The sequence below is a fragment of the Kitasatospora sp. NPDC056783 genome, assembly GCF_042789895.1.
GTDB lineage: Bacteria > Actinomycetota > Actinomycetes > Streptomycetales > Streptomycetaceae > Kitasatospora.
In genome coordinates, this window is record NZ_JBHUAF010000202.1 from 1 (window position 1) to 14,959 (window position 14,959).

Genomic DNA, 14,959 nt, shown 5'->3' on the forward strand with positions numbered 1-14,959 from the left:
GGGAGAGGGCGGGAGCCGTTACGCCGGGCCGGCGACCACCGCGCTCGGGGTGGTGACCGGGGTCCCGGAGCCGTCGCGGCGCGGGTCGCGCTCGGGCAGGTCGACCGGGGCGCCCTTGGCCGTGGCGGCCTGGGCCGGGGCGGCTCCGGCCCAGGCGAAGGTCAGGCCGTCCTCGCCGCGCAGGAAGCGCTGGCAGCGCACGCCGCCGGTGGCGCGGCCCTTGCGCGGGTACTGCTCGAACGGGGTGACCTTCCAGGAGGTCTGCTCGCCACCGGCGAGCGTGCCCGAGGCCGTGGCCACCGAGACCACCACCGCGTCGGCCGCCGGGTCCACCGCCGTGAAGGACAGCACCCGGGCGCCGTCCGACAGCTTGATGCCCGCCATGCCGCCCGCCGGGCGGCCCTGCGGACGCACCTGGCCCGCCGGGTAGCGCAGCAACTGGGCGTCCGAGGCGATGAAGACCAGGTCCTCCTCGCCGGTGCGCAGTTCGACCGCGCCCACCAGCTCGTCACCCTCCTTGAGGGCGATCACCTCGAACTCGTCCTTGTTCGCCGGCCACTCCGGCACCACCCGCTTCACCACGCCCTGCGCGGTGCCCAGCGCCAGACCCGGCGAGGACTCGTCCAGGGTGGTCAGCGCCAGCACCCGCTCCTCGGCCTCCAGCCGCAGGAACTCGCCCGCCGCGGCTCCGCCCGCCAGCGTCGGCGACGGAGTCGGCGGCAGCGCCGGCAGGTCGATCACCGGCAGTCGCAGCACCCGGCCCGCGGACGTCACCACACCGATGTCCGCCCGCGCCGTCGCGTGCACCGCCGACACGATCACGTCGTGCTTGGCCCGCTTCTCCGACACCTCGAACGGCTCCCCGTCCGCGGTGCGCGCCAGCAGGCCCGTCGAGGACAGCAGCACCCGGCACGGGTCGTCCGCCACCTCCAGCGGCACCGACAGCGCCGCCGACGGCACCGCCCCGGCCTCCAGCAGCACCGTGCGCCGCTCCGTCCCGAACTGCTTCGCCACCGCGCCCAGTTCGGAGGAGACCACGCTGCGCAGCCTGGTGTCCGACTCCAGGATCTCGGTCAGCTCCGCGATCTCGCGGTTCAGCTTCTCCTTCTCCTGCTCCAGCTCCACCCGGTCGAAGCGGGTCAGCCGCCGCAGCGGGGTGTCCAGGATGTAAGCGGTCTGCGTCTCCGACAGCGAGAAGCGCTCCATCAGGCGTTCCTTCGCCTGCTGCGCGTTGTCACTCGACCGGATGATCGCGATGACCTCGTCGATGTCGAGCAGGGCCACCAGCAGACCCTCGACCAGGTGCAGCCGCTCCTCGCGCTTGCGGCGGCGGAAGTCGCTGCGCCGGCGCACCACGGTGAAGCGGTGGTCGACGTAGACCTCCAGCAGCTCCTTCAGGCCCAGCGTCAGCGGCTGCCCGTCCACCAGCGCCACGTTGTTGATGCCGAAGGTCTCCTCCATCGGCGTCAGCTTGTACAGCTGCTCCAGCAGCGCCTCCGGCACGAAGCCGTTCTTCACCTCGATGACCAGCCGCAGCCCGTGCTCGCGGTCGGTCAGGTCCTTGACGTCCGCGATGCCCTGGAGCTTCTTCGCGTTGACCAGGTCCTTGATCTTCGAGATGACCTTCTCCGGGCCGACGTTGTACGGCAGCTCGGTGACCACGATGCCCTTGCGGCGGGCCGTCACCGCCTCCACCGTCGTCGTCGCCCGGATCTTGAACGTGCCGCGGCCGGACTCGTACGCGTCGCGGATGCCCGACAGGCCCACGATCCGCCCGCCGGTCGGCAGGTCCGGGCCGGGCACGAACCGCATCAGCGTGTCCAGGTCGGCGTTCGGGTGCTTGATCAGGTGCCGGGCCGCCGCCACCACCTCGGACAGGTTGTGCGGCGGCATGTTCGTCGCCATGCCCACCGCGATGCCCGTCGCGCCGTTCACCAGCAGGTTCGGGAACGCGGCCGGCAGCGCCAGCGGCTCCTGCTCGCTGCCGTCGTAGTTCGGGCCGAAGTCGACGGTGTCCTCGTGGATCGACTCCACCATCGCCATCGAGGCGGCCGTCAGCCGCGACTCGGTGTACCGCATCGCGGCCGGCGGGTCGTCGTTGCCCAGCGAACCGAAGTTGCCGTGCCCGTCGATCAGCGGCAGCCGCATCGAGAACGGCTGCGCCATGCGCACCACCGAGTCGTAGATCGACGCGTCCCCGTGCGGGTGCAGCCGGCCCATCACCTCGCCCACCAGGCGGGCGCACTTCACGTGCCCGCGCTCCGGGCGCAGGCCCATCTCGTTGGCCTGGTACAGGATCCGGCGGTGCACCGGCTTCAGGCCGTCCCGTGCGTCGGGCAGCGCACGCGAGTAGATCACCGAGTAGGCGTACTCCAGGAAGGAGCCCTGCATCTCGTCCACGACGTCGACGTCGAGGATCCGCTCCTCGAAGTCTCCGGGCGGCGGGGTCTGCGAACTGCGGCGGGCCATCGCGGCGGGGCTCCCTTACGTGTCGCTGGCTGTGTCTCGGTCATTCGTCGGTCGGTCGCCGAACGCCGGGGCGGTCGTCGGGCGGCTCCGTGCCACGCTGTCGGCGGACCCGTCAACCGGGCGCCGTCGACAGGGCGCGGCGCCCCCATTGTGGACCCTCGCGCCGACACTCCCGGTCAGCGGCCCTCTTCCGCCCCTGGCGAACGCCCCCGTCCGCGCGGACACGAACACGCTCCCCGGACGTTGCACCACAATGGGGGACGCCACACGAACCCCCGACATCGACGACGGGAAGGACCCGAGCGCATGGCCAACCCGGCCCCCGCCTCCAGCCGAGGCATCGCCATCACCGAGCACCGCCTGGCCAACGGCCTGCGCGTCGTCCTCTCCGAGGACCACCTCACCCCGGTCGCCGCCGTCTGCCTCTGGTACGACGTGGGCTCCCGGCACGAGGTCAAGGGCCGCACCGGCCTCGCGCACCTCTTCGAGCACCTGATGTTCCAGGGCTCCGCCAACGTCTCCAACAACGGGCACTTCGAGCTCGTCCAGGGCGCCGGCGGCTCGCTCAACGGCACCACGAGCTTCGAGCGCACCAACTACTTCGAGACCATGCCCGCCCACCAGCTGGAGCTCGCCCTCTGGCTGGAGGCCGACCGGATGGGCTCGCTGCTCGCCGCGCTCGACGAGACGTCCATGGAGAACCAGCGCGACGTCGTCAAGAACGAGCGCCGCCAGCGGTACGACAACGTCCCGTACGGCACCGCCTTCGAGAAGCTCACCGCGCTCTCGTTCCCCGACGGCCACCCGTACCACCACACCCCGATCGGCTCGATGGCCGACCTGGACGCGGCCACCCTGGAGGACGCCCGCGCGTTCTTCCGCACGTACTACGCGCCCAACAACGCGGTGCTCTCCGTCGTCGGCGACATCGACCCCGAGCAGACCATCGCCTGGGTCGAGAAGTACTTCGGCTCCATCCCCGCCCACGACGGCAAGCAGCCGCCGCGCTCGGGGGAGCTCCCGGAGACCATCGGCCGCGAGATCCGCGAGGAGGTCCACGAGGACGTTCCGGCCCGCGCCCTGATGGCCGCCTACCGGCTCCCGCACGACGGCACCCGCGAGGCCGACGCCGCCGACCTGGCCCTCACCATCCTCGGCAGCGGCGAGTCCAGCCGCCTGTACAACCGGCTGGTCCGCCGCGACCGCACCGCCGTCGCCGCCGGCTTCGGCCTGCTGCGCCTGGCCGGCGCCCCCAGCCTCGGCTGGCTCGACGTCAAGACCTCCGGCGACGCCACCCTCGACCGGATCGGCACCGCCGTCGACGAGGAACTCGCCCGCTTCGCCGCCGAGGGCCCCACGTCCGAGGAACTCGAACGCGCCCAGGCCCAGATCGAGCGCGAGTGGCTCGACCGGCTCACCACCGTCGCCGGCCGCGCCGACGAACTGTGCCGCTACGCCGTCCTGTTCGGCGACCCCAAGCTGCTCAACGACGCCCTCCCCAAGGTCCTCGACGTCACCGCCGAGGAGGTCCGGGCCGTCGCCAAGGCCCGGCTCCACCCCGACAACCGGGCCGTCCTCGTCTACGAGCCGACCGCCGCCGCCGAGACCGACGCCGACACCGACGCTTCCGAAGAGGAGGGTGCCGCCGTATGAGCACCGACTACGTCCCCGCCATGACCTTCCACCCGCAGCCGCAGCCGGGCACGCCCAGCCCCTGGGACTTCCCCGCCCCCGAGCGGGCCGCCCTCGGCAACGGCATCACCGTCCTGCACTGCCACCGGCCCGGCCAGCAGCTCGTCGCCGTCGAGGTCCTCGTCGACGCCCCGCTCGCCGCCGAGCCCGAGGGGCTGGACGGCATCGCCGGCATCCTCGCCCGTGCCTTCAGCGAGGGCACCGACACCCTCAGCGCCGAGGAGTTCGCCGCCGAGCTGGAGCGCGCCGGCGCCACCCTCGACGCGCACGCCGACCACCCGTGCATCCGGATCTCCCTGGAGGTCCCCGCCTCCCGGCTTCAGCGCGGCCTGTCCCTGCTCGCCGACGCCCTGCGCGCGCCCGCCCTCCCCGAGGCCGAGATCGAGCGCCTGGTCGCCAACCGCCTGGACGAGATCGTCCACGAGCAGGCCAACCCCGCCCGGCGCGCGGCCAAGGCGCTGTACGCCGAGCTGTTCGACGCCGCGGACCGGCTCTCCCGGCCCCGCGCCGGCACCGCCGACACCGTCAAGTCGATCGACCGGGCCGCCGTCAAGGCCTTCTACGACGCCCACGTGCGCCCGGCGACCAGCACCGTCGTGGTGGTCGGCGACCTCACCGGGGTCGACCTGCCGGCGCTGCTGGAGAGCACCCTCGGCGCCTGGGCCGGCGACGCCGCCGCGCCGTCCGTCCACGCCCCGGTCACCGGCGACGACCGCGGCCGCGTCGTCGTCGTGGACCGGCCCGGCTCCGTCCAGACCCAGCTGCTCATCGGCCGGATCGGGCCCGACCGCCACGACCCGGTCTGGGCCGCCCAGATCCTCGGCACCTACTGCCTCGGCGGCACCCTCACCTCCCGTCTGGACCGCGTCCTGCGCGAGGAGAAGGGCTACACCTACGGCGTGCGGGCCTTCGCCCAGCCGCTGCGCTCGGCCGCCGACGGCAGCGGGCGCTCGCTGCTCGCCATCAGCGGCTCGGTGGACACCGCCTCCACCGCGCCGGCGCTGGCCGACACCTGGACCATCCTGCGCACCCTCGCGGCCGAGGGCCTCACCGACGCCGAGCGCGACGAGGCCGTGCAGTTCCTGGTCGGCGTCGCCCCGCTGAAGTACGAGACGGCGGGCTCGGTGGCCGGCACCCTGGCCGACCAGGTCGAGCAGTACCTGCCGGACGACTACCAGGCCGAGGTCTACCGGCAGCTGGCCGGACTGTCCACCGCCGCTGCCACCGAGGCGGTCGTCGCGGCCTTCCCGCCGGACCGGCTGGTCACCGTCCTGGTCGGCGACGCCTCGGTGATCGCCGACGACGTGCGGGCGCTCGGGATCGGCGAGGTCACCGTCGTCAGCTGATCCGTTCGTCGGATCACCGTCCGGCCCGGTGGAGCACCCGCTCCGCCGGGCCGGACGCGCTTTTAAATCCGTTGCGGGCCGCGCCCGTTCCGTGGATAGATGTTCCCCGGCGCACGGCACGTGCGAACGGCGACGAACGAAGGGAGGCGGTCACCATGCGGGTCGAGCGATTCATACGACGCTCCCCAAGGCCGTATCTCCCCTGTTCCGCCCTGGTCGCCTGAGCGCTTCCAGCCCTGAACTTCCCCGAGCCGTGCCGGGATTCTTCACGCGGCGACATTCTTCTTCGAACTCCCCGACCTCTGGAGGTCGTTCAGCCATGACGTACACCGAGGTGCCCGGCGTCCGGGTGCCGATCCGGATGTGGACCGACCCGGCCACCGTCGAGGGCCAGGCCATGCAGCAGCTGCGCAACATCAGCTCCCTGCCCTGGCTGCACGGCCTCGCCGTGATGCCCGACGTCCACCTGGGCAAGGGTGCGACGGTCGGTTCCGTCATCGCCATGAAGGACGCGGTCTGCCCGGCGGCGGTCGGCGTCGACATAGGCTGCGGGATGAGCGCGGTGAAGACCTCGCTGACGGCCGACGACCTCCCGGACGACCTCTCCCACCTGCGCCGCCGGATCGAGCAGGCCATCCCGGTCGGCCGCGGCCTGCACTCCGACCCGGTCGACCCGAGCAAGCTGCACGGCTTCCGCACGGCGGGCTGGGACGACTTCTGGCACCGCTTCGACGGGGTGGCGGAGGACGTCAAGTGGCGCCGCGGGCGGGCGATGCAGCAGATGGCGACGCTCGGCGGAGGAAACCACTTCATAGAAGTGTGTGTCGATACGACCGACACGGTCTGGCTGATGCTGCACTCCGGATCCCGCAACATCGGCAAGGAGCTGGCGGAACACCACATGGGCGTCGCCCGCTCGCTGCCGCACAACCAGGGCCTGATCGACCAGGACCTCGCGGTGTTCATCGCGCGGACCCCGCAGATGGACGCCTACCGCCAGGACCTCTTCTGGGCGCAGGAGTACGCCAAGAACAACCGGGCCCTGATGATGGCGCTCTTCCAGGACGTCGTCCGCCGGGAGTTCGCGAAGGCGAAGGTCACCTTCGACGAGGTGATCAGCTGCCACCACAACTACGTGTCGGAGGAGACGTACGACGGCGTCGACGTGCTGGTCACCCGCAAGGGCGCGATCAGGGCGGGCACCGGCGACCTCGGCATCATCCCGGGCTCGATGGGCACCGGTTCCTACATCGTCCGCGGTCTGGGCAACGCGGCGTCGTTCAACTCCGCCTCGCACGGCGCCGGCCGCAAGATGAGCCGCAACGCCGCGAAGAAGCGCTTCACCACCGAGGATCTGGTCGAGCAGACCAAGGGCGTGGAGTGCCGCAAGGACGGCGGCGTGGTGGACGAGATCCCGGGCGCCTACAAGAACATCGAGAAGGTCATCGAGCAGCAGAAGGACCTGGTCGAGGTGGTCGCGCACCTCAAGCAGGTCGTCTGCGTCAAGGGCTGACCACAACGGATCGGGGTGCCGCCGGAATCCGGCGACACCCCGATCGGGCAGCTGCGAGGGCTCAGGCGGGGAGCTCGTCGAGGCCCTCGGAGACGAGCTTGGCGAGGCGGTCGAGGGCCTCGTCCGCGTTCTCGGCGTCGGAGGCGAGGACGACCTCGTCGCCGCCCTGGGCGCCCAGGCCGAGGAGGCCGAGCATGGAGGCGGCGTTGACCGGGTTGCCGCCCGGCTTCGCGATGGTGATCGGCACGCCGGTGGCCGTGACGGCCCGGACGAAGACGGAGGCGGGACGGGCGTGCAGGCCCTCGGCCCAACCGATGGTGACGCGGCGCTCAGCCATGAGACGTGCCTTTCCGGTGAAACTGGTCACGGCCGTGCTCGGGGAGCGGGGGGAAGCGGCCATGTTGTCTAGACCAGTGTTGCACGCAGGCGGCCCCGGGGAACCGCGGCGTTCAGGACTTGTGATTGTTTCTTTTCGGGGCATAAAACCCCGCCGTCGAACCCGTCCAGCCTGCCGCCGGCACACGGTCGGCGCCATTCGGCTCGCCGCCGGATAACCTGACGAATGTGGAAGACCCCGCGGTGGCGAACCCCGAGCAACCCGACTATCCGCAGCACTGGGAAGCGGACATCCTGCTGCGTGACGGAGGCACGGCCCGAATTCGGCCGATCACGCCCGACGACGCCGGACGGCTGGTGGATTTCTACGAGCAGGTGTCGGACCAGTCCAAGTACTTCCGGTTCTTCGCCCCTTACCCGAGACTCTCCGACAAGGACGTCCGCCGCTTCACCCACCACGACTTCGTGAACCGGGTGGGCCTTGCGGTGGTGGTCCGGGACCACTTCATCGCCACCGTCCGGTACGACCGGATCGACGCCGACGGACGCCCCTCCGACACCGGCACCGACGCCGAAGTGGCCTTCCTGGTGCAGGACGCCCACCAGGGCCGCGGCGTGGCCTCCGCACTGCTGGAGCACATCGCCGCGGTGGCCCAGGAGCGCGGCATCCGCCGCTTCCAGGCCGAGGTGCTGCCGGAGAACCGGAAGATGGTGAAGGTCTTCACCGACGCCGGCTACACCCAGCACCGCAGCTTCGCCGACGGCGTGGTGCACCTGGAGTTCGACCTCGAACAGACCGACCGCTCGCTCGCCGTGATGCGCGCCCGCGAGCACCGCGCCGAGGCGCGCTCCGTGCAGCGGCTGCTCACCCCGCGCTCGGTGGCGGTGATCGGGGTCTCCCGCACCCCGCAGACCGTCGGCCGGGCGATCCTGCGCGACCTGCTGGGGGAGGCCCCGGCCGACCGCCCCGTCCACGCGGTGAACCGCAACGCCGAGCCCGGCACCGAGCTGGACGGCGTCCCGGTCCACCGATCGATCCTGGACATTCCCGGACCGGTGGACCTCGCGGTGATCGCCGTCCCCGAGGGCGCCGTCCCGGCCGCCGTCGCCGAGTGCGGCGCCCACGGGGTGCAGGGACTGGTGGTGGTCACCGCCGGTTACGCGGAGACCGGCCCGGAGGGCCGTGACCGGCAGCGCGCGCTGGTCCGCCAGGCCCGCGCGGCCGGCATGCGGGTGATCGGCCCGAACGCCTTCGGCCTGATCAACACCGACCCCCGGCGCCCGCTGAACGCCTCGCTCGCCCCGCGCCTGCCCGCCCGCGGCGGCTTCGGCATCTTCTGCCAGTCCGGCGCGATCGGCGTCGCCCTGTTGGAGTCCGCCCACAAGCGGGGCCTCGGCATCTCCTCCTTCGCCTCGGTCGGCAACCGCTCCGACGTCTCCGGCAACGACTTCCTCCAGTACTGGGCCGAGGACGAGGCCACCCAGGTGGTGCTGCTGTACCTGGAGTCCTTCGGCAACCCGCGCAAGTTCACCCGGATCGCCCGCCGACTGGCCGCCGTCAAGCCGGTCGTGGTGGTCAAGGGCGCCAGACACACCGGCAGCCTGCCGCCCGGCCACGCCGTCCCCGCCACCGCCACCGGGCTGCGCGACGCGACGGTGGACGCCCTGTTCGAACAGGCGGGCGTCACCCGGGTGGGGACCATCACCGAGCTGTACGACACCGGCGAGCTGCTGGCCCAGCAGCCGCTGCCGCCCGGCGACCGGGTCGCGGTGGTCGGCAACTCCGACTCGCTCGGGCTGCTCACCTACGACGCCCTGCTCAGCGCCGGGCTGCGCCCGTGCACGCCCGTCGACCTGACCACCGCCGCGACCGGCGAGAACTTCCGGATCGCCCTGGACGTCGCGCTCGCCGACCCGGCCGTGGACGCGGTGATCGCCGTCGCGATCCCGCCGATCGGCACCTCCGCGCACGCCTTCATGGGCGGCCGGCTGACCGCCGAGGACGATCCCGCGATGGGATCGGACGACCCGGAGATCGCCGCCGCCCTGCTCGAAGCCGGACAGCGCGCCCGGGAGCTGGGCAAGCCGCTGCTGCTCACCCACCTGGCACTGACCGACCTCCCGGCCCGCCTGCGCCCCGGCGGCATCCCCGCCTACGCGGCGCCCGAACGGGCCGTGCACGCCCTCACCCACGCGGTGCACTACGCGCAGTGGCGCCGCCGCACGGCCGAGGCGGAGGAGACGGCGCGCGTTCCCGAGCTGGACCGGATCGACGAGCCCGGCGCCCGCCGACTGGTGGAGGCGGCGCTGAGCACCCGGGCCGCGACGGCCGCGCGCACCCAGCCCGGTGGTGCCCGGATCACCCTGTCCGAGGCCGAGGCCCACGAGCTGCTGGCCCGCTACGGGATCGACGTCTCGCCGGCGATGCCGGCCCCGGACGAGGAGGCCGCCGTCCGGGCGGCCGGGGAACTCGGCTACCCGGTGGCGCTCAAGGCGACCGCCCCGCACCTGCGCCACCGCCCCGACCTGGGCAGTGTCCGGCTGGACCTGACCGGCGAGCCGGGCCTGCGCCGCGCCCACCGCGAGCTGGACGCGCTGCTCGGCGGCGCCGCGCAGGCCGAACTGGTGGTCCAACGGATGGCCCCGCGCGGCGTGGACACGGTGATCGCCGCCACCGTGGACCCGGCGGTCGGCGCGATCCTTTCCTTCGGGCTGGCCGGCGCACCGGCCGAGCTGCTGGGCGACCTGGCGCACCGCCTGGTTCCGGCCACCGACCAGGACGTCGCCGGGCTGGTCCGGGAGGTGCGGGCGGCGCCGCTGCTGTTCGGCTGGCGCGGCGCGGAGTCGGTGGACACCGGCGCCCTGGAGGAGCTGCTGCTGCGCGTCTCGCAGCTGGTGGACGACGTGCCGGAGATCGCCTCGGTGGATCTCGAACCGGTGGTCGTGGCCCCGCACGGACTGGCGATCCTGGGGGCACGGGTGCGGGTGGCGCCCCTGCCGGTCCGCAGCGATCTGGGCCCACGCGCCATGAGCACGCTGTAACCTTCCTTGGTTGCGCCCTGCCCGGGCGCTGTTGTCCGAAGCTTGGCGCCGCGCCGCCCGCTTCGTCGGCGGACCATGCCAGGATGGAGATATGGCGAAGACCGGTACCACCACCACTCAGGACCTGCGCTCGGCGATCGAGCGCAGCGGCTACTACCCGGCCCTGGTGTCCGAGGCGGTCGAGTCCGCGGTGGGCCCGGAGCCGATCAGCTCCTACCTGGTGCACCAGGAGACGACCTTCGACGCCAACGAGGTGCGCCGGCACGTGACGGTGCTGGTGCTCACCCCGACCCGGTTCGTGGTGAGCCACACCGACGAGCAGTCCGGAGCCGAGGGCACCCCGGCGGTGCCGTTCGCGACGACCTCGACGGAGAGCGTCCGGCTGGACCGGATCGGTTCGGTCGTGGTGAGCCGGATGGTGGCGAACCCGGAGACGTACACCCCGGGCACCCTGCCGCGCGAGGTGGTGCTGACGATCGGCTGGGGCGCGGTGCAGCGCCTGGACCTGGAGCCGGCCGGCTGCTCGGACCCGAACTGCGAGGCCGACCACGGCTACACCGGTTCGGCCACCGCCGACGACCTCTCGCTGCGGGTGAGCGAGGCCGGTGACGGCCCGGAGACGGTGGCCCAGGCGCTGGTGTTCGCCCGGGCGCTGTCCGACGCGACGATCAGCAACGGCCCGCAGGTCTGATCGCCGCCGTTTCCGCCCGCTACGAATCCGGTTCCATGTCCTTCGTTCCTGCCGACGGCTACGACGCCTTCGAGATCCTTGACCCGGCCACGGCCCCCGCGCCCCCGTACGGCAGCGGTTCGCTGTGCGACCTGCTGCCCTCGGTGGCGGCGGGGCTCGGTGTCCCCGGCTTCACCGCGACGCTCCCGATCGCCCCGGCGGACCGGGTGGTGGTGTTCCTGGTGGACGGCCTGGGCTGGGAGCTGCTGCTGCGCCATCCGGAGTACGCCCCGTTCCTGTCCTCGCTCGCCGGGAGCTCGCTGGGTGGCAGCGGCCGTCCGCTGACCGCGGGTTTCCCGTCCACCACGGCGACCTCGCTGGCCTCGGTCGGCACCGGAACCCCGCCGGGCCTGCACGGCCTGGCCGGGTACACGGTGGCGGTGCCGGGCGCCGGCTACCTGATGAACCAGTTGCGCTGGCAGCCGCCCACCGATCCGCACGCCTGGCAGCCGTACCCGACGGTCTTCGAGCGCACCCACCAGGCCGGGGTGGCGACCGCGCAGGTCTCCTCCCCGCTGTTCTCCCAGACCCCGCTGACCAAGGTGGCGCTGTCCGGCGGCACCTTCCTCGGCCGCACCACGGGCGAGGAGCGGATGGACCTGGCGGCCTCCTGGCTGGCCGAGCACGACCGGGCGCTGGTGTACACCTACGTCAGCGAGCTGGACGGGGCCGGGCACCGTTTCGGGGTGGACTCGGACGAATGGCGGATGACGCTGGACGCCGTGGACCGGCTGGCCCGCCGACTGGCGGGGCAGCTCCCGCCGCGCTCGGCGATGTACGTGACGGCCGACCACGGCATGATCGACATCGCGCCGGAGGACCGGATCGACTTCGACGAGGACTGGGAGCTGGGTGCCGGCGTCGCGCTGCTCGGCGGCGAGGGCCGGGCCCGGCACGTGTACGCCGTGCCGGGGGCCGCGGCCGACGTGCACGCGGTCTGGAGCGAGGTGCTGGGCGACCGGATGTGGGTGGCCACCCGGGACCAGGCGATCGCGGCGGGCTGGTTCGGCCCGGCCGTGGACGAGCGGGTGTACGCCCGGATCGGCGACGTGGTCGCCGCGGCGCGTGACGACATCGCGATCGTCGCCTCCCGCAACGAGCCCGGTGAGTCGGCGATGATCGGCCTGCACGGTTCGATGACCCCGGTCGAGCAGTTCGTACCGCTGCTCGAAGTCCGCGGCTAGGTCCTGCCTCTGGGCCCTGCCTCCTGGAGGCAGGGCCGGTGGCCCGCCCCCAACGGGCGGTCACCACCGCTCACTTGACCCTGCTGTGCCCGAACTCCCCTGATGTGAAAGGCCCCTGCTCCACCCATGGCTGAACTGGTGTTCTTCTCGGGCACGATGGACTGCGGCAAGTCGACGCTGGCGCTGCAGATGGACCACAACCACAGCGCCCGCGGCCGGCAGGGCGTGATCCTCACCCGCAACGACCGGGCGGGCGCGGCCACGATCTCCAGCCGGCTGGGCCTGCGCGCCGAAGCGGTCGAGGTGACGGACGACTTCGACTTCCACGCCCACGTGGTGCACCGGCTCTCGGCCGGCGGCCGGGTGGACTACCTGATCTGCGACGAGGCGCAGTTCTTCGCCGCCGAGCAGGTCGACCAGCTGGCCCGGGTGGTCGACGAACTGGACATCGACGTCTACACCTTCGGCATCACCACCGACTTCCGCACCCGGCTGTTCCCGGGCTCGCAGCGGCTGATCGAGCTGGCCGACCGGGTGGAGGTGCTCCAGGTCGAGGCGCTCTGCTGGTGCGGCGCGCGGGCCACCCACAACGCCCGCACGGTCGGCGGGGTGATGGTGGTCGAGGGCGCCCAGGTGGTGATCGGCGACATCTCGGTGGCCCGGGACGAGGTCGGCTACGAGGTGCTGTGCCGCCGTCACCACCGCCGTCGGCTGACCGCCGCGACGGCGCGCGCCTCGGTGCTCTCTCCGGACGTGCTGCCCTTCGAAGAGCAGCAGGCCTGACCCTGGCCGCGAGCCGTGGCCCGGCTCAGGCCTGCCGCGATCTCCTACGGAAGCACCTCCAGGACGGAGAAGTGCCCGCCCTGCGGGTCGGCGAGCCGGGCGGCGCGGCCACGGACGGTGTCGTGCGGTTCGACCAGGACCCGGCCGCCGAGTTCGACGGCATGGCGGGCCGTCAGTTCGACGTCGCGGACCGCGAAGTGGGTGCGCCAGCGCGGCGGGTGGCCGCGCAGTTCGGCGCGGTGCCGGATGCCGGCGACCGGACGCCCGTGCACCAGCAGCGCCGTCTCGTTCTCCGTGGCGCGGACCGGGCGGTCGAGCACCGTCGAGTAGAAGGCGGTGGCGCCCTCCGCGTCGGGGGTGAGCAGTTCGGCCCAGGCCGGGCCGCCGGGTTCGCTGCCGGTCTCCCGGCCGAGGTGCTCCTCGCCCTGCCAGAGGCCGAAGACCGCGCCGGAGAGGTCGGAGGCGATGGCCATCCGCCCGGCGCGCTCGGCCTGGAGCGGTCCGACGGCGACGGTTCCGCCGCACTCGCGGACCAGCTGGGCGGTGCGGTCGGCGTCGTCCACGGCGAAGTAGGTGGTCCACTGCACCGGGAAGCCGGTGGAGGCGGAGACGCCGAGGCCGGCCACCGGCGCCCCGTCGAGCTGGGCCCGGACGTAGTCGCCGAGTTCCCCGGGCCCGGGGGTGTACGTCCAGCCGAGCAGTGCGCCGTAGAAGACGCGGGCGTTGGGCAGGTCGTCGGTCAGCAGGCTGACCCAGCAGGGCGTGCCCTGGGCCAGTCGGAGTTCCACCGCGGGCAATGCGGTCCTCCTCATGGGTGGTTGGCGCGCGGAAAACCTCGCGCGCGAGGGTGATGCTTCCACCCTGGCGCGCGCCCAACCCTCGGGCCGCGCGGAAAGTCCGGCAAAAGTCCTCACAAGAGCGGCGGGTCGGGCGTGTCGCGGGCTCCGTCGCCCGATGGGGCAGCCGGAGGAGGCCCCCTCCCGAGCACCGCGCTGCGCGACAATGGCCGCCATGACCACCTACAACGAGGGTTCCCCGCTGATCTCCGCGGCCGAACTGGACGAGGCGCTCGCCTCCGCGCTGCCGCCGGTGCTGCTGGACGTGCGCTACCAGCTGGTCGGTGCCGCGCCGGGCGGTCCGACCGCGGCCGAGGAGTACCGGGCCGGTCACCTGCCCGGTGCCCACTTCGTCGAGCTGGACCGGGACCTGGCCGCCCCGCCCGGTGCCCCCGGCCGGGGCGGGCGTCATCCGCTGCCGGACCCGGAGGAGTTCGGGGCGGCCATGCGCCGCTTCGGGGTCCGCACCGGGGTCCCGGTCGTGGTGTACGACGGCGCGGCCTCGATGGCGGCGGCCCGGGCGTGGTGGCTGCTGCGCTGGGCCGGGCACCGGGACGTGCGGGTGCTGGACGGCGGCTTCGCGGCCTGGTCGGCGGCGGGGCTGCCGGTGACGGCCGAACCGCCGGAGCCGGCGGAGGGTGACTTCGAGCCGGTGCCGGGTCAGTTGCCCACGGTGGACGGGGACGGCGCCGCGGCCCGGGCGCGCGAGGGCCTGCTGCTGGACGCCCGGTCCGGGGAGCGCTACCGGGGGGAGAGCGAGCCGGTGGACCCGAGGGCCGGGCACATCCCGGGCGCGGTGTCGGCGCCGACGGCCGGGAACGTCGGCCCGGACGGCCGGTTCCGGCCGGCCGCCGAGCTGGCGGAGCGGTTCCGGGCGCTGGGCGCGGGGGAGCGGGAGACGGCGGTCTACTGCGGCTCGGGCGTGACGGCGGCGCACCAGATCCTGGCGCTGGAGGTCGCGGGCCTGCCGGCCACGCTGTACCCGGGCTCGTGGAGCGAGTGGTCGAGCGACCGGGACCGCCCGGTGG

11 protein-coding genes are annotated in these 14,959 nt (G+C 73.1%); 8 read left to right on the forward strand and 3 right to left on the reverse strand.

Annotated features, from left to right (window positions below):
• Nucleotides 1–18 precede the first annotated feature (18 nt).
• The gene (locus ACFRMQ_RS25355) at nt 19–2,469 is read right to left on the reverse strand and encodes a DNA topoisomerase (ATP-hydrolyzing) subunit A (RefSeq protein WP_380732912.1); all 2,451 of its coding nucleotides are present in this window, start codon (nt 2,467–2,469) and stop codon (nt 19–21) included.
• A gap of 306 nt (nt 2,470–2,775) precedes the next feature.
• Between ACFRMQ_RS25355 and ACFRMQ_RS25360 the strand changes: the two genes are divergently transcribed.
• The 3 genes from ACFRMQ_RS25360 to ACFRMQ_RS25370 all read left to right on the forward strand — a co-directional run bounded on the left by ACFRMQ_RS25360 (nt 2,776) and on the right by ACFRMQ_RS25370 (nt 7,020).
• Complete coding sequence (locus ACFRMQ_RS25360; protein WP_380732913.1) at nt 2,776–4,122, forward strand: M16 family metallopeptidase; 1,347 nt, start codon at nt 2,776–2,778, stop codon at nt 4,120–4,122.
• 20 nt (nt 4,123–4,142) lie between these two features.
• Entirely contained in the window at nt 4,143–5,507 is a 1,365-nt protein-coding gene (locus ACFRMQ_RS25365; protein ID WP_380732921.1) for a M16 family metallopeptidase, read from the forward strand.
• Between the two features lie 319 nt (nt 5,508–5,826).
• Nucleotides 5,827–7,020 carry an RtcB family protein gene (locus ACFRMQ_RS25370; protein ID WP_380732914.1) on the forward strand — a complete coding sequence of 398 codons (1,194 nt, stop codon included), beginning with the start codon at nt 5,827–5,829 and terminating at the stop codon, nt 7,018–7,020.
• A gap of 61 nt (nt 7,021–7,081) precedes the next feature.
• Here ACFRMQ_RS25370 and ACFRMQ_RS25375 read toward each other — a convergent pair whose 3' ends face one another.
• Nucleotides 7,082–7,357 carry an HPr family phosphocarrier protein gene (locus tag ACFRMQ_RS25375; protein WP_380732915.1) on the reverse strand — a complete coding sequence of 92 codons (276 nt, stop codon included), beginning with the start codon at nt 7,355–7,357 and terminating at the stop codon, nt 7,082–7,084.
• Between the two features lie 227 nt (nt 7,358–7,584).
• Here ACFRMQ_RS25375 and ACFRMQ_RS25380 point away from each other — a divergent pair, with 227 nt between their 5' ends.
• The 4 genes from ACFRMQ_RS25380 to ACFRMQ_RS25395 all read left to right on the forward strand — a co-directional run bounded on the left by ACFRMQ_RS25380 (nt 7,585) and on the right by ACFRMQ_RS25395 (nt 13,095).
• Nucleotides 7,585–10,398, forward strand: a complete 2,814-nt coding sequence (locus tag ACFRMQ_RS25380; protein ID WP_380732916.1) for a GNAT family N-acetyltransferase — start codon at nt 7,585–7,587, stop codon at nt 10,396–10,398.
• 91 nt (nt 10,399–10,489) lie between these two features.
• Entirely contained in the window at nt 10,490–11,089 is a 600-nt protein-coding gene (locus ACFRMQ_RS25385; protein ID WP_380732917.1) for a DUF5998 family protein, read from the forward strand.
• A gap of 35 nt (nt 11,090–11,124) precedes the next feature.
• Nucleotides 11,125–12,312: an alkaline phosphatase family protein gene (locus ACFRMQ_RS25390; RefSeq protein ID WP_380732918.1), complete on the forward strand. Its 1,188-nt coding sequence runs from the start codon at nt 11,125–11,127 to the stop codon at nt 12,310–12,312.
• A 126-nt stretch (nt 12,313–12,438) separates the two neighbouring features.
• On the forward strand, nt 12,439–13,095 hold the full coding sequence (locus tag ACFRMQ_RS25395; protein ID WP_380732919.1) for a thymidine kinase: 657 nt from the start codon (nt 12,439–12,441) through the stop codon (nt 13,093–13,095).
• 44 nt (nt 13,096–13,139) lie between these two features.
• Here the strand turns inward: ACFRMQ_RS25395 and ACFRMQ_RS25400 are convergent, their stop codons facing one another.
• Nucleotides 13,140–13,883: a VOC family protein gene (locus tag ACFRMQ_RS25400; protein ID WP_380732922.1), complete on the reverse strand. Its 744-nt coding sequence runs from the start codon at nt 13,881–13,883 to the stop codon at nt 13,140–13,142.
• 223 nt (nt 13,884–14,106) lie between these two features.
• Between ACFRMQ_RS25400 and ACFRMQ_RS25405 the strand changes: the two genes are divergently transcribed.
• The coding region (locus tag ACFRMQ_RS25405; protein ID WP_380732920.1) for a sulfurtransferase at nt 14,107–14,959 on the forward strand (853 nt) is incomplete at its 3' end.

Bases quoted from the DNA above. Each gene is read 5' to 3' on its own strand.
- ACFRMQ_RS25355 (WP_380732912.1), bottom strand. From the start codon at position 2,469: ATGGCCCGCCGCAGTTCGCAGACCCCGCCGCCCGGAGACTTCGAGGAG.
- ACFRMQ_RS25360 (WP_380732913.1), top strand. From the start codon at position 2,776: ATGGCCAACCCGGCCCCCGCCTCCAGCCGAGGCATCGCCATCACCGAG.
- ACFRMQ_RS25365 (WP_380732921.1), top strand. From the start codon at position 4,143: ATGACCTTCCACCCGCAGCCGCAGCCGGGCACGCCCAGCCCCTGGGAC.
- ACFRMQ_RS25370 (WP_380732914.1), top strand. From the start codon at position 5,827: ATGACGTACACCGAGGTGCCCGGCGTCCGGGTGCCGATCCGGATGTGG.
- ACFRMQ_RS25375 (WP_380732915.1), bottom strand. From the start codon at position 7,357: ATGGCTGAGCGCCGCGTCACCATCGGTTGGGCCGAGGGCCTGCACGCC.
- ACFRMQ_RS25385 (WP_380732917.1), top strand. From the start codon at position 10,490: ATGGCGAAGACCGGTACCACCACCACTCAGGACCTGCGCTCGGCGATC.
- ACFRMQ_RS25390 (WP_380732918.1), top strand. From the start codon at position 11,125: ATGTCCTTCGTTCCTGCCGACGGCTACGACGCCTTCGAGATCCTTGAC.
- ACFRMQ_RS25395 (WP_380732919.1), top strand. From the start codon at position 12,439: ATGGCTGAACTGGTGTTCTTCTCGGGCACGATGGACTGCGGCAAGTCG.